Origin of the sequence: Pilosibacter rotomagensis (genome assembly GCF_045062245.2) — a bacterium.
Classification (GTDB): domain Bacteria; phylum Bacillota; class Clostridia; order Lachnospirales; family Lachnospiraceae; genus Pilosibacter.
Map to the genome: position 1 here is coordinate 1,241,325 of NZ_CM170323.1, position 14,067 is coordinate 1,255,391.

Genomic DNA, 14,067 nt, shown 5'->3' on the forward strand with positions numbered 1-14,067 from the left:
GTGAGAGCACTGAACAGTTACGATTACAGGAAATAAAAACGACAGGAGCTTTTTGCGTCATCAGGATCTCGCGAAAAGCTTCTGTCATACAATCAGATAGGAGAATAAAGCATTGAAACAGCAGGAAAAAATGCCGGTATTTGTCATCAATGGCTTTCTGGAAGCAGGAAAGACCCAGTTTATCACAAATACCTTACAGCAGGACTATTTCCAGGCCGACGGAACAACAGTCCTGATCCTCTGCGAAGAGGGAGATACGGAGTATGATAAGGAGATCTTAAAGAAGACAAGAACGAAGATCGTGACGGTTGAAGATGTCTCCGAGATGGATGAAGACTTCTACGGCCGGATCGAAGCGCTCTATGACCCGGACCGTGTCCTCATCGAGTGGAACGGAATGTGGCCGCAGGATCAGCTGCAGCTGCCGGATACCTGGGAGCTCTTCCAGCAGATCACGATCATTGACGGTTCTACCTTTGATCTTTATCTGAACAACATGAAGCCGCTCCTTGCGCTTCTTGTCAAACACTCCGAGCTTGTGATCATGAACCGCTGCGATGAAGTCAGCGACGAGAACATCACCCGCTACCGCCGCGGATTAAAGGCGTTAAACCCGCAGGCAGAGCTGATCTTCGAGGACGCGGAAGGCGAGATCGAGCAGGAAGTCCTGGAAGAGGATCTTCCGTACGATATGAAGGCGGACGTGATCAAGATCGATCCGAAGGATTTCGGTATCTGGTATATCGATGCGCTGGATAAGAAAGACCGCTACGAGGGAAAGGTCGTGGAGTTTACCGGAATGGTATTAAAATCCCCGGAATTCCCGAAGAACTACTTCGTTCCTGGCCGTATGGCGATGACATGCTGCGAGGCGGATATGACGTTCCTGGGCTTCATCTGCAAGGCGCGTGAGGCGAGAAACCTTGAGACAAAGCAGTGGGTCAAAGTCCGCGCGAAGATCGCTTACGAGTTCTGGCAGGACTACGACGGCGTCGGACCGGTCCTCTACGCGGAGAGCGTTGAGCCGGCGGAGGAGATCAAGGAGATCGTGCAGTTCTAAGAAAATTTGACAGGCAGAAAATTGGATTCCAACGAAAATAAAAAACAGACTCTTACTCTCGATTTGCAGGAGGAAAGAGTCTGTTTTTTATGTTAGTTCATCGGTGCCACCGGAACCGGCCGCTCGCGGTCGAACACTTCCGACACATCGAAGAGATCGCTCAGATGATCTTTCGTCGGATTCGTCTCCGGGAGATCATAGTACATCCGGTAGCCATCAATATTCCGGCGTCCCTGACGCAGATAATCCGGTCCGAACTGTACCCAGTACCGGCTGGAGTCCACGTTGCAGAAGTAGCGGAAACCGAGCTGGTGGAGATACTCGTATTTCTGATTTTCAGATGTGTACGGGTGCCAGTCGCCGACATCGGAGCCGAACGGATAGAGCAGGATATCGGTCTTTCCGATCAGGGATTCCACGCGGGACGCCCATTTATCGGAATCGGTCTTCACATCTTCAAAGGAGCGCTTTCCGAAGTTGATATGTCCCCAGCTGTGGGAGGCGAGCTCCCAGCCGTTATCGCGGAGACACTGCGCAACCTGGCGGACCGTCTCCTTATCGGCCTCATAGTTGGGATTCGTAGTCTCATAAGACGGGTCTGTCCGGTATCCGAGGACACCCTGATATCCTGTGAAAGCGAGGACGGCTCTTGCACCTCGGTAGGAGAAGTCCGGATGTTCCGTGATGAAATCCTCCAGAAGCGGGACGAGATCGTAGGAGCCGACGGACACGGAACCGTCATCCATCACCATCTCACAAGTCGGTTTCCCGTCTTCCCCGACGATCATCCGGCTCGCGAAACCGTCGCCGGTCATGTACTCATAGTAGCAGAGATCATCCTGCGACATGACGAATGGGATCTTTCCAGGCGGCAGCAGGATCGTTCCCGGCACCATTTTTGCATTGCCGTTTTCATCGGTCTCCTCATGCGCAATGTCGTGAAGTTTCACGAGAACATAGCCTTTTGCGTACATGGAGTCCAGGATCTTTAAGAACTCACTTTTTGTCGTCATCACCTGATCGTAGCCTTTTTCATCGGCATCCCCGTCAAACGCTTTGGAGTTGTCCATGATGAGGGAATGGAAAAAGATGTGGGTGATCTTATTCACATCAGCAGGAACCAGGGTGGCTTTTGTCTCTTCGCAGGATGCGATCAATGCCTTTAGATCCTCGTTTTCGGCATAATCTGTCGCCGAGTTCAGGATCTCAAGGGCGGCATCGTAATCGTAGGTAACAAATTTTGCATGGGCGCTGTTTAAGATCTCGTCCAGCGCAGCATCGCCGGTATTGTAGGCGGCTGTCAGAGCTGTGGAGGAAGGCGTTTCGGAAGATGCATCTCCATCGGATCCGCTCTCCGCCAGTGAAACGTTTGTGTCTCCGTTTCTGGAGGAAGGATCGGAGGAAGTTTCTGTCTCCTTTTTCGCAAGTCCGGGAAGCCCGCCATGTTTTTTTATAAGGATCCCGCCGCCGACCAGAAGGAACAGAGCAGCGAGGACCATAAAAAGGATCGTAAGATAAACGGTCCGGCGTCGTTTCCGCATCTTTTCGCGGCTTGAAATATATGCGCGGCGTCTCTCAAAATCGTTGTTGTATTCCAAAGTATCACCTCTTGTAATCAATAAGGATTTTATGTAACTGTTCAGTACTTTTCACGGGTAGGAATTTTCTGAACTGAAAATTCCATATGATACCGTTATGGCCGCGGATTTTGCCGATTTGGAATGCGAAGCATCGGCAAAATCCTGTTACAGTGCGCGGGCATGGAGTGCCCGTGTACTGTAACAACTGTTCAGTACCTTCACACCTACAGGAACCTCCCCCGGAGTTTCCCTTCGGATGCATGGCAAGTTACGATTTTATTACTTCTATCATAACACAACCGCATGTTCGCCGCTATGGAAAATACAAAAATTAAGCATTTTGTAAGCAGTGGCATAATAAGGAATGTCCGCTCCATATTTTATATGGAGAAATCCTGCGTGAGAGCAGGCTGGGCGGGAGAAAAAGCATGAGAGCTGGAAAAAGGATCTTTTGCGGGATCATGGCCGGGATCCTGGTGATGATGGGACCGGTAAACGGATATGCGGGGGCAGGAAACAGCAAAATAGCGGAGAGTGGACGGATCACAGCGGAAACTGCGGCGGGAGCCGGTCCCGGCCCGGAGATCACAGCCCCGTCCGCGATCCTCATGGAGGCGTCCACAGGGACCGTGATCTGTGAGAAGAACGCGGATGAGCCGAGAAACCCGGCGAGTGTCACGAAGATCATGACGCTGATCCTGATCTTCGATGCCCTGCAGTCCGGGAAGATCCACCTGACGGATGAGGTGGTGACGAGTGCCCACGCGAAATCCATGGGCGGATCGCAGGTGTTTCTGGAGGAAGGAGAGATCCAGACGGTGGAGACACTGATCAAGTGCATCGTCATCGCATCGGGGAACGACGCGTCGGTGGCGATGGCGGAGTTTGTCGGCGGAGATGAGGGGACATTTGTGAAGATGATGAATGAGCGGGCGAAAGGACTGGGGATGGAGCACACAAAATTCATCGACTGCTGCGGACTCACAAATTCCCCGGAACATGTGACGACCGCGCGGGACATTGCGCTGATGTCACGGGAACTCATCACAAAATATCCGCAGATCACGAACTACACGACGATCTGGATGGAGAACATCACCCATGTGACCAAACAGGGATCGAAGGAGTTCGGCCTCTCCAACACGAATAAGCTTTTAAAGATGGCGACGAACTTTGAGGTGACAGGATTAAAGACGGGGTCCACGAGCATCGCGAAATACTGTCTCTCCGCCACGGCGAAGAAGGACGGTGTGGAGCTCATCGCTGCGATCATGGCAGCGCCGGATTACAAGGCACGATTTAAAGATGCGGTGACGCTCTTAAATTATGGATATGGGAACTGCAGGCTCTATAAGGACGAGACGCCGCCGGAGCTTCCGAAGCTCCCGGTCAACGGCGGAAAAGAACCGGAAGTGGAACTTTCCTACGGGGAACCTTTTACATATCTCGGGCTCCACGGCGAGGATTTTTCCGGCATGGAGCGGGAACTGACGCTGGAGGAAGACGTAAACGCCCCGGTAAAGGCGGGGGACCGGCTTGGAACCTTAAGTTACCGCCTGAACGGGGAAGAAGTCGGAAATGTCCCTGTCATAGCGGCACAGGATGTGGACACTGCCGGATTGGCTGATTATATGAAGTGGATGACAGGGTGGTGGAGAATGAAAGGTGAAGAAGCTGGTGGTACTTTTCACAGGTAGAAATTTTCGGGATTGAAAATTCAATCTGGCGGTTCCATTTTCCGGAAAAATATTGTATGATGGTAACTATTCAGCAGATCGGTGCATTTACTGCACGGACTGTAAAAAACGATAAAGACACTGCGTGCCTGAAACGCGTACTCGCCCGAAGTTGAAGATTGGCGCAGGCAGCCGCGCCCGGAGCGAGAATGTGTCAAGGCACATTTTTTTTATAACTGAGGAAGAAAAATGGCGGACAGACAGGAGAATAAAAAGACTGTGGTCGTGGTGGATGACGAACCGATCATCCGGATGGACCTCGGTCAGATGCTGGAAGAGTTAAATTATGAGGTAGTAGCGGAGGGCGCGGACGGATTTGACGCGGTGAAACTCTGCAGAAAGAAGAACCCGGATGTGGTCCTCCTGGACCTTGAGATGCCGGTATTTGACGGAATGACAGCGGCGGAGACGATCATCAATGAGAACCTCGCAGGCTGCGTTGTGATCTGCACCGCTTTTGCAGATGAAGACTTTCTGGAACAGGCCGGCCGGATCGGAGTGTCCGGTTATATCGTGAAGCCGGTCGAAGCGAGAAATCTGCGGCCGACGATCGAGATGGCGTATGCGCAGGGGAGACGGCTTGCGAAACAGAAGCTGGCGATCGGTGAGGCGAACAGAAGACTGGAGGAGAACCGTGTGATCGAACGGGCAAAAGGTCTTCTGGCGAGATCAAAACATATCTCTGAAATGGATGCGTACCGGAAAATGCAGAAGACAGCCATGGAAAAGCGTGCACCGTTAGTTTCCGTGGCCCGTGCGATCATCCGCGTGGAATCCCAGAGGGACGAGGCAAATCAGGCGAAGAAGTGGCTGATGAGGGAGCGCCGGATGACGGAGCAGGAGGCGTACCGTTACCTCGTAAAGGGAGCGGAAAAGGCCGGGCTTACGGTTTCCGCCTTTGCAAAGCAGCTCCTGGAAGAGGAGGCGTAGCATGACAAAAGAAGAACTCATGAAACGCACCGGTCTCTCGGAGGAGAATGCAGAGATTTTAAAACGGACGGAACAGATGCTGCCGATGATGGCGGAGCTTGCGGGGGCCGATCTGTTTATCGACTGTATGGACAAAACGGATGGGATCATGTTTGTCGCAGCCCAGGCAGGACCGAAATATATGCCGTCAGCCTATCAGAAAAGTGTTGTCGGATGTGCAGCTGAGCAAAAGGACGAACCGGCGGTTTACCGGGCGCTCGAGACGAGAACTCCTGTACGGGATATCAAAGCAGTGACTCAGGAGGAAAATATGGTGCGCCAGGATGCAGTCCCGATCCAGGGCGAGGATGGAAGCGTCATCGGGATCCTGATCGGCGAGCGGGACATCAGCAAAGAGATCCGGAGAGAACAGAAATACGAGGCGATGGCGAGACAGCCGGTGGCGTTTGGTTCGGTCGCGTCGAGGACTGAGAGTACCGCAGTGCGGAATGCGAGACGGGAAGTCCATCACCGGGTAAAAAATCATCTTCAGCTCATCGCCAGCATCATGAACATCCAGGCGAGAAAGTCGGAGAGTGAGGAAGTGAAGCAGGCGTTCCGGGAAAACATCGCAAGAGTCCAGAGCATCGCCTCCATCAACGAGATCCTCACGGCAAATGATGAGGGACCGGCGCCTCTGATGCCGTTTCTCGAGAAGTTAAAGAACCAGTTCCTGCTCCTATATGGGGCAGAATATCCCATTGATCTGAAACTTTCCGGCGATGATCTGACTGTTTCCCAGGATCAGGCAACGGACGTTGCGCTCGTGGTGAATGAGCTTGTTTCAAATGCGTACAAACACGCGTTTAAGGGAAGAGAAAACGGGGAAATCCGCGTGATCTTAAAGAACGGAGAACGGTACGCATCCGTGACGGTCCAGGACAACGGGACTGGAACGGAAGAGATCCGGAATGAGGGAAATTTCGGTATGATGCTGGTACAGATGACCGTGAAGGACAAATTAAAAGGAAAAGTCTATGTGGAGAGCGGAGAGAACGGAACCTCCGTCACCTTCGATTTTTTGATTGACAAATCCACGGAGACTGGAATATAATAAATGAAGAAATTGAATATTTCACCGCACAACAGGGTACGGTGCAACAGCGATAAGGCTCAGAGCAGGAATTTATTTCTGCTCTGGGTCTTTTGTTCTTTTCTGGGAAAATTCTGGAAAAATTTCGGTGAACGGAGGTGAGAATCCTGGAACATTCAAAAATGTTGAGCGTTGGGATCGATATCGGGACATCGACATCGCAGGTGATCTTCAGCCACCTGACGATCGAAAATACAGCGGGATACTTCTCGGTTCCTTCTGTGGAGATCGTGGGAAAGGAGATCATCTATAAGAGTCCGGTTTACCGGACACCGCTTCTGGACAGATCCTTGATCGACGGAGCTGCGTTAAAGAAGATCCTAGAAAAAGAGTATCAGAGCGCGGGCGTTGTCCCGGCACAGGTGGAGACGGGAGCCGCCATCATTACCGGTGAATCGGCGAGAAAAGAGAATGCCTCCATGGTCCTTGATGAGCTCAGTGTGTTTGCCGGAGATTTCGTCGTATCGACGGCGGGTCCTGATCTGGAATCTGTGATCGCGGGACAGGGAAGCGGCGCCTGGAAATATTCGGAGGACAACGGCGTTGTCGTTGTGAACCTGGATATTGGCGGCGGAACCACGAACGTGGTCCTCTTTGACGGAGGTGTGATCGGGACGAGAGGCTGCATGGATATCGGCGGCCGTCAGGTGACTGTGGATGAACATGGACGAATCACTTATGTGAGCCCAAGTGCCGCGGCAATCGCAAAAGCGCTGAGACTTTCGATCAATGAGGGTGACCCGGCAGATGAGGCGGTCCTCTCGAGACTCTGTGATGGAATGGCGGAAGTCCTCGAGGAAATGCTCGGGGCGGCGGAACCCACAGAGCTTTTAGAAGAAGTCCGGACAGCGGGTTCCTCAACATTTGAGATCCCCGCAGAACGTCCGATCCGGTACATCTGTTTTTCAGGCGGTGTGGCGGAATGCATCTACCATCCGGGAATGGATGTATTTGCATACGGGGATATCGGGATCCTCTTAGCAGATGCCATCCGGCAGAGCCGCCTGTTCTCAAAATTCCATGTGATCAGCGCGCAGGAGACGATCCGGGCCACAGTGATCGGAGCGGGAACTTACACGACGACGATCTCCGGAAGCACCATCGCTTATGCGGACGGGCTGTTCCCGATGAAGAATATTCCGGTACTCAAGCTTTCGGAAACAGAGGAAAACGACTGCTGGCTGGGAAAGAGCGAAGGACTGAAAGAAAAGATCCTCTGGTTCTTAAAACAGAGTGACAGCTCGAAGATCGTTCTCGCCGTGAACGGAAAGAAAAATCCGGGTTACACGGAATTAAAGACGTTCGCCGCCGCTCTGGGAGATGGAATGCATGCGACGATCCCGACCGGGGAACCGCTTCTTTTTGTTGTCAGGGAGGACATGGCAAAGGCGCTGGGACAGCTTTTGAGACAGAGGTTTTTAAAAGAAAGAAATATTGTGGTGATCGACGAGATCCGCGTGGAGGACAACAACTTCGTGGATTTCGGAAAGCCGGTGATGAACGGTCTTGTCATCCCGGTAGTTGTAAAGACATTATTATTTGGGTAAAAGGAGGAGAGGAAAAAGGAACATGGGATACCATACGATACTTTCCGGACAACGCTTTACCTTTGATTCTGTAAAAGAAGTGATGGCGAAAGCCGGGGAACACAAATCCGGAGATGTCCTGGCCGGTGTGGCGGCCGCATCTGATATCGAACGCATCGCAGCGAAGGATGTTCTCGCAGGAATGACGTTGAGAGAACTCTACGAGAATCCGGCGGCGCCCTACGAGGAAGATGAGGTCACAAGGATCAACATCGACGGATTGAACAGGAAAATATTTGGCGAGATCGCCGGCTGGACGGTCAGCGACCTCAGGGAATGGCTCCTCTCCTATGAGGCGGACAATGAGGCGATCCACCGGATCTCCCGGGGACTGACCGCGGAGATGGTCGCTTCCGTCTGTAAGCTCATGACGAATCTGGACCTGATCTACGCGGCACAGAAGATCCGCGTGACGGCTCACTGCAATACCACCGTCGGAGAGCGTGACATCATGGGAACAAGACTTCAGCCGAACCATACGACCGATAATGTCGAAGGGATCACGGCATCCTTATTTGAGGGACTTTCCTACGGATGTGGAGATGTCCTGATCGGACTGAACCCGGTCAATGATACCGTGTCGAGTCTCGCGGAGGTATTAAAGCGGTTTGACGAGGTCAAACACCAGTTTGACATTCCGACGCAGATCTGTGTACTGGGACATATCACCACCCAGATCGAGGCGGTCAAACAGGGAGCGCCGTGTGACATGATCTTCCAGTCTATCGCGGGCAGCGAGAAAGGAAACCGAGCGTTCGGTTTCTCCGCGGAGACTGTGGATGAGGCGCAGGAGCTGATGAGGACGCAGGGTACGGCGGCAGGACCGAACGTTCTCTATTTCGAGACAGGACAGGGAAGTGAACTTTCCTCGAACGCCCACTGGGGAGCGGATCAGGTGACGATGGAGGCGAGATGTTATGCGTTCGCAAGAAAATATCACCCGTTCATGGTCAATACAGTCGTCGGCTTCATCGGACCGGAGTACTTATATGATTCCAAACAGGTCATAAGGGCAGGACTTGAAGACCACTTCATGGCGAAGCTCTCCGGAATCCCGATGGGATGTGACTGCTGCTACACAAACCATATGATGGCAGATCAGAACGACATCGAGAACCTGTCCCTGCTCTTAGGGGCAGCGGGAGTCAATTACATCCTTGGCGTTCCGACCAGCGACGACATCATGTTAAACTATCAGACAAATGCCTACCATGACATCGGAACGATCCGTGAGATCCTGGGGAAACATCCGATCCCGGCATTCGAGCGGTGGCTTGAGAAGATGGGGATCATGGAAAACGGAAGACTTACAAAGTACGCGGGAGATCCGACGATCTTCATGAAGAAAGGGCGGTGATCGGAGTGCTGAGTAAAGAAGAGATCGACCGGATCGCGGAAGAGATCCTGGCAGGGTTTCAGGCGGGAAAGGAAGAGCGAACGTCCGCTCCCAAAACAAAAAAAGAAATTCCGGGGCTCTCTGGAGTCGCTGATGTGAAGGCGGAAGCTTCCGTGAGAGAAAACAGAAAAAAACAGGAACAGGAGATCCTCGAGGCGGCCGTCGGAAGTGTTCCGAAGGCGGAAACAACGGCGAAAGAGTCAGAAAGCGGAGAGGATGAGTTGAAGGAAAAGGACTGGCGGGCGCCTCTCATCGATAGCCCGCAGGATCCGGATGCCCTGCAGAGGATGATGGCGAAGACGACGGCTCGGATTGGAGTCGGCAGGTGCGGTCCGAGATTAAAGACCCAGACGCTTTTAAAGCTTCGCGCCGACCACGCGGCTGCGCGGGATGCGGTCATGATGGATGTCAGCGAGGAACTTGTCTCGGAACTGGGACTTTTCCCGGTAAAGACACTCTGTGAGGACAAAAACGTATTCCTCACGAGACCGGATCTCGGAAGAGATTTCTCTGAGGAGACAAAGAAGGCAATCTCCGAACACTGTGTCCATGATATCGATGTCCAGATCATCGTGAGTGACGGACTTTCTTCCTCCTCCATCGAGGCGAATGCGCCGAAGATCCTGCCGATCGTGATGGAAGGACTAAAAGAGAAAGGGATCAGTACGGGAACGCCGATCTTCGTAAAATTCGGAAGAGTCGCTGCCCAGGACCAGATCTCAGAGCTTCTTAACGCAAAGATCGTCTGCTCCTTTATCGGAGAACGGCCGGGTCTCGCAACGGCGGAGAGCATGAGCGCCTACATTTCCTATATGGCGACAGTCGGAATGCCGGAGGCGAGAAGAACCGTTGTTTCCAATATCCACAAAAACGGAGTCCCGGCGGTCGAAGCGGGAGCTTACATCGTTGATCTTTTAGCTCTGATCCTGGAGAAAAAGGCCAGCGGTGTTGACCTGAAAAAATAGGAGGCAGCATGGCAGGAAAACAGCTGAACACAAAGATCCTGGCAGTGCGGATCATCCCGAATGCGGATCCGATGCTCTTAAAGAACCTGGATGTCCGTCCGGGGGATAAGAGTCTCGGAATCTTCACCACCGACTGCGACGATGTGTCCTACACGGCGGTGGATGAAGCGACAAAGAAGGCAGATGTCCATGTGGCCTACGCGAAGAGCATGTACGCGGGTTCTGGAAATGCCAGCACGGCACTTGCGGGAGAGTTTATCGGGATCCTTTCCGGACCGGATCCGGAGGAAGTGAGAAGCGGACTTCAGGCGGCATTCTCCCTGATCGAGAACGATGCGCACTTTTATGAGGCGAATGAAACGGGAACGGTAGTCTACTTTGCCCACTGTATTTCCCGGACAGGAAGCTACCTTTCCAGTCAGGCGGGAGTCCCGGAGGGAACACCGATGGCGTATCTGATCGCACCGCCGTTGGAAGCTTCCGTGGGACTCGATGCAGCGTTGAAGGCGGCGGATGTGGAGCTTTCCCTCTACTACGGACCGCCCACGGAGACAAACTTTGCAGGCGGACTTCTGACGGGAACTCAGGCATCCTGTCAGGCGGCATGCGATGCCTTCGCAGATGCGGTCTGCCGGATCGCTGAGGATCCGTTGGCATATTAGAAAATGAGATAGAACTACAGAACAGAAAGGAGTGGTCAGATCGTGAATATTGATCGTGATCTGCAGTCGATCCAGGAGGTCAGAGACCTGGTCGCAAAAGCAAAAGAGGCAGAAAAAACACTCTGCACATTTCCGCAGGAAAAATTAGATGCCATCTGTGCTTCCATCGCTTCCGCATGTATGGAGCATGCGGAGGAGCTGGCGAAGATGGCGGTCCAGGAGACCGGATTTGGAAAATGGGAGGACAAGGTATTAAAGAACAAGCTCGGCAGCGCAATTACCTGGGAGTCCGTAAAGAACATGAAGACGGTCGGAGTCTTAAGGGAGAATGAGGAGACAAAGGTGACCGAGATCGGCGTTCCGATGGGCGTTGTAGCGGCACTGATCCCGTCCACAAACCCGACTTCCACCGTCATGTACAAGAGCATCATTTCCATCAAAGCTGGAAATGCCATCGTGATCAGCCCGCATCCGGGAGCAAAAAACTGTATCACAGCTACATATAAGATCGTGAAAGAGGCGGCGGAACGCGCGGGTGCTCCGGAGGGAACCGTCAACTGTGTGAGCCTCACAACTGTCCAGGCGACGGATGCTCTCTTAAAGCATCCGGATGTAAGCATCATCCTTGCCACAGGCGGCGAAGCGATGGTCCATGCGGCGTATTCTTCCGGAAATCCGGCGCTCGGCGTTGGTCCTGGAAATGGTCCGTCCTATATCGAAAAGAGTGCGGACATCCCGATGGCGGTAAAACGGATCATGGATTCGAAGACCTTTGACAACGGAACGATCTGTGCATCCGAACAGTCCATCGTCACAGAGACTGAGATCGCAGAGAAGGTAAAAGAGGAATTAAAAAAACAGGGCGGCTATTTCCTGACGAAAGAGCAGTCGGACAAGCTTTCCGGATTTCTTCTCAGAGCGAACGGAACGATGAATCCGAAGATCGTCGGAAGAACGGCACTGAAAATTGCTGAGATGGCTGGGATCACGGTCCCGGCGGGAACAAAACTTCTCGTATCCGAACAGGATCCGATGAATGTCAGCAAGAAGAATCCGTACTCCAGAGAAAAGCTCTGCCCGGTCATCGCATTCTTCACGGTAGACGGCTGGGAGGCCGCATGTGAGCTCAGCATCCGCATCCTTCAGAATGAGGGCGCAGGTCATACCATGACACTCCACACAAAGAATAAGGATGTTGTCCGTGAGTTCGCCTTAAGAAAACCGGTATCGAGGATCCTTGTCAACACCCCGGGTGCGCTCGGCGGAGTCGGAGCGAGCACAGGTCTTGCACCGGCCCTGACGCTTGGCTGCGGAGCAGTCGGCGGAAGTGCAACTTCCGATAACATCACCCCGATGAATCTCATCAACATCCGCCGTGTGGCATGGGGACTCTGCGAACTGGAGGATCTGAGAAAAGGAAGTCCGGTCCCGAAGGATGAGCCGTCCTGCGAATGCGGTACCAAAACAGATCTCACCCCGGAGGATATCGAGGCGATCACACGTGAGATCATGAAACGACTCGGAGCAGGACTCGGAAAATAATCAAAAAACAAGAAAGAATATATAATTTAAACTATTAGAACAGATAAAACAGGAGGAAATCGATTATGGCAGCATTATTAGCACTTGGAATGGTAGAGACAAAAGGTTTAGTAGGATCCATCGAAGCAGCCGATGCAATGGTAAAGGCAGCAAACGTTACTCTGATCGGTAAAGTACATGTCGGCGGCGGACTTGTGACCGTTATGGTGCGCGGCGATGTCGGAGCAGTCAAGGCAGCGACAGACGCAGGCGCAGCAGCAGCGGGCCGTGTAGGGGAACTTGTATCTGTACACGTTATCCCGCGTCCGCATGCAGAGGTTGAGTCCATTCTTCCGAAGCTTGGGGAATGATCATCTCAGAAGATCTAAGACATGTCACAGCCTGAAAAAGGCTGCGTGAAAGATATCAGGAGGAAACGAACATGGCATCATTACAGGCACTTGGAATGATCGAAACAAAAGGACTTGTCGGCGCGATCGAGGCGGCCGACGCGATGGTAAAGGCAGCAGATGTTACGCTGATCGGCAAAGAGCATATCGGCGGCGGACTCGTGACCGTTATGGTACGCGGTGATGTCGCAGCAGTCAAGGCAGCGACAGACGCAGGAGCGGCAGCAGCAGGAAAAGTCGGAAATCTCGTTTCCGTACACGTTATCCCGCGTCCGCACGGCGAAGTGGAATCCATTCTTCCGCACGTGAGCGTAGTCACAGAGTAAACAAAAGTAAAGGAAACAGCGCATGAAAGTACTGACAGAAATGGAGCTTCGGGCAAAGTGGAAAACCCCGGAGGACGGAGTCTACCATGTGGAAGCCGGGACATTTGTCACGCCGATGGCAAAAGACTTTCTGCGGGAAAAGGGGGTGTCCATGGTCATTGACACGGAGGAGAAGAAGTCCATGACCAGGACGCCGGTAAAAAAACAGGGAGACCACACCTATATCGATGCAAAAACAGGAGAGGGATACCGGGAGAAACCGGAGAACATGACTCATCTTCGCGGGAATCTTCTTGTGATGAAGACCCATCCCCGGATCGCTTTCCGGGGAAAGGTGGATACGATCCAGGCGAAAGTCCTTCTTCTGATGGCGGAGTACCGGAATGAACCCGGGCTATATAAAGACCTCGCCGATATTTTAAACGGTCTGAGGGAAGTCCTGGGATCAGAAGTAAAGGAAGAGGAGATCGCGGGATTTTCTCTCTTCGGTCTGGATGAGAAGGAGATTCATCGGATGTCCCACCAGGTAAGGGAGACATTTGGGATGGATCATCCGATCCCGGACGCATCGATGGGAAAAACGGCCCTGGAACTGAACCTTTTGCGGGCAGAGATCCGGGAAGTGGAGCTTGCGGCGGCAAATGCGTTTGAAGACGAAGAAAACGACTATGGGATCATAAAGGCGTTAAACCGGTTGAGCAGCGGAGTCTATGTTGTATTCTGCCGCCTGCTTTCCGGCTATTACGACAGGATGGAGGAATAA

Annotated in this window: 13 protein-coding genes; 12 read left to right on the forward strand and 1 reads right to left on the reverse strand. The window is 52.7% G+C overall.

What is annotated here, in order from left to right:
• The first annotated feature begins 112 nt into the window (after nucleotides 1-112).
• Nucleotides 113-1,060 (forward strand): TIGR03943 family putative permease subunit, encoded by a 948-nt coding sequence (locus ACI3EW_RS05500; RefSeq protein ID WP_346011260.1) that lies wholly within the window; start codon nucleotides 113-115, stop codon nucleotides 1,058-1,060.
• 92 nt (nucleotides 1,061-1,152) lie between these two features.
• Here the strand turns inward: ACI3EW_RS05500 and ACI3EW_RS05505 are convergent, their stop codons facing one another.
• On the reverse strand, nucleotides 1,153-2,658 hold the full coding sequence (locus ACI3EW_RS05505; protein ID WP_346011261.1) for a polysaccharide deacetylase family protein: 1,506 nt from the start codon (nucleotides 2,656-2,658) through the stop codon (nucleotides 1,153-1,155).
• A gap of 410 nt (nucleotides 2,659-3,068) precedes the next feature.
• Between ACI3EW_RS05505 and ACI3EW_RS05510 the strand changes: the two genes are divergently transcribed.
• The 11 genes from ACI3EW_RS05510 to ACI3EW_RS05560 all read left to right on the forward strand — a co-directional run bounded on the left by ACI3EW_RS05510 (nucleotide 3,069) and on the right by ACI3EW_RS05560 (nucleotide 14,067).
• On the forward strand, nucleotides 3,069-4,337 hold the full coding sequence (locus ACI3EW_RS05510) for a D-alanyl-D-alanine carboxypeptidase family protein (RefSeq protein WP_405580355.1): 1,269 nt from the start codon (nucleotides 3,069-3,071) through the stop codon (nucleotides 4,335-4,337).
• A 228-nt stretch (nucleotides 4,338-4,565) separates the two neighbouring features.
• The gene (locus tag ACI3EW_RS05515; protein WP_405580358.1) at nucleotides 4,566-5,306 is read left to right on the forward strand and encodes an ANTAR domain-containing response regulator; all 741 of its coding nucleotides are present in this window, start codon (nucleotides 4,566-4,568) and stop codon (nucleotides 5,304-5,306) included.
• Nucleotide 5,307: 1 nt separating this feature from the next.
• Nucleotides 5,308-6,399, forward strand: coding sequence for a sensor histidine kinase (locus ACI3EW_RS05520; protein WP_405580361.1), 1,092 nt, complete (start codon nucleotides 5,308-5,310; stop codon nucleotides 6,397-6,399).
• A 161-nt stretch (nucleotides 6,400-6,560) separates the two neighbouring features.
• Entirely contained in the window at nucleotides 6,561-7,985 is a 1,425-nt protein-coding gene (locus tag ACI3EW_RS05525) for an ethanolamine ammonia-lyase reactivating factor EutA (RefSeq protein WP_485663320.1), read from the forward strand.
• Nucleotides 7,986-8,007: 22 nt separating this feature from the next.
• A complete protein-coding gene (locus ACI3EW_RS05530; RefSeq protein ID WP_118299117.1) occupies nucleotides 8,008-9,381 on the forward strand; it encodes an ethanolamine ammonia-lyase subunit EutB in 1,374 nt (457 codons plus the stop codon).
• A gap of 5 nt (nucleotides 9,382-9,386) precedes the next feature.
• Nucleotides 9,387-10,385, forward strand: coding sequence for an ethanolamine ammonia-lyase subunit EutC (eutC, locus tag ACI3EW_RS05535; RefSeq protein WP_118529610.1), 999 nt, complete (start codon nucleotides 9,387-9,389; stop codon nucleotides 10,383-10,385).
• Nucleotides 10,386-10,393: 8 nt separating this feature from the next.
• Nucleotides 10,394-11,047 (forward strand): ethanolamine utilization microcompartment protein EutL, encoded by a 654-nt coding sequence (eutL, locus tag ACI3EW_RS05540; protein ID WP_118299116.1) that lies wholly within the window; start codon nucleotides 10,394-10,396, stop codon nucleotides 11,045-11,047.
• Nucleotides 11,048-11,086: 39 nt separating this feature from the next.
• Complete coding sequence (locus ACI3EW_RS05545; RefSeq protein WP_405580401.1) at nucleotides 11,087-12,589, forward strand: acetaldehyde dehydrogenase (acetylating); 1,503 nt, start codon at nucleotides 11,087-11,089, stop codon at nucleotides 12,587-12,589.
• Between the two features lie 65 nt (nucleotides 12,590-12,654).
• The gene (locus ACI3EW_RS05550; RefSeq protein ID WP_118299114.1) at nucleotides 12,655-12,939 is read left to right on the forward strand and encodes a BMC domain-containing protein; all 285 of its coding nucleotides are present in this window, start codon (nucleotides 12,655-12,657) and stop codon (nucleotides 12,937-12,939) included.
• 71 nt (nucleotides 12,940-13,010) lie between these two features.
• Entirely contained in the window at nucleotides 13,011-13,304 is a 294-nt protein-coding gene (gene eutM / locus ACI3EW_RS05555; RefSeq protein ID WP_118299113.1) for an ethanolamine utilization microcompartment protein EutM, read from the forward strand.
• Nucleotides 13,305-13,326: 22 nt separating this feature from the next.
• Nucleotides 13,327-14,067, forward strand: coding sequence for a hypothetical protein (locus tag ACI3EW_RS05560; protein ID WP_118529520.1), 741 nt, complete (start codon nucleotides 13,327-13,329; stop codon nucleotides 14,065-14,067).

What these genes read in the sequence shown, in the direction of transcription:
- ACI3EW_RS05530 (WP_118299117.1), top strand. Translation starts at nt 8,008, where the DNA reads ATGGGATACCATACGATACTTTCCGGACAACGCTTTACCTTTGATTCT.
- ACI3EW_RS05515 (WP_405580358.1), top strand. Translation starts at nt 4,566, where the DNA reads ATGGCGGACAGACAGGAGAATAAAAAGACTGTGGTCGTGGTGGATGAC.
- ACI3EW_RS05510 (WP_405580355.1), top strand. Translation starts at nt 3,069, where the DNA reads ATGAGAGCTGGAAAAAGGATCTTTTGCGGGATCATGGCCGGGATCCTG.
- ACI3EW_RS05560 (WP_118529520.1), top strand. Translation starts at nt 13,327, where the DNA reads ATGAAAGTACTGACAGAAATGGAGCTTCGGGCAAAGTGGAAAACCCCG.
- ACI3EW_RS05550 (WP_118299114.1), top strand. Translation starts at nt 12,655, where the DNA reads ATGGCAGCATTATTAGCACTTGGAATGGTAGAGACAAAAGGTTTAGTA.
- eutL (WP_118299116.1), top strand. Translation starts at nt 10,394, where the DNA reads ATGGCAGGAAAACAGCTGAACACAAAGATCCTGGCAGTGCGGATCATC.
- eutM (WP_118299113.1), top strand. Translation starts at nt 13,011, where the DNA reads ATGGCATCATTACAGGCACTTGGAATGATCGAAACAAAAGGACTTGTC.
- ACI3EW_RS05525 (WP_485663320.1), top strand. Translation starts at nt 6,561, where the DNA reads ATGTTGAGCGTTGGGATCGATATCGGGACATCGACATCGCAGGTGATC.
- ACI3EW_RS05520 (WP_405580361.1), top strand. Translation starts at nt 5,308, where the DNA reads ATGACAAAAGAAGAACTCATGAAACGCACCGGTCTCTCGGAGGAGAAT.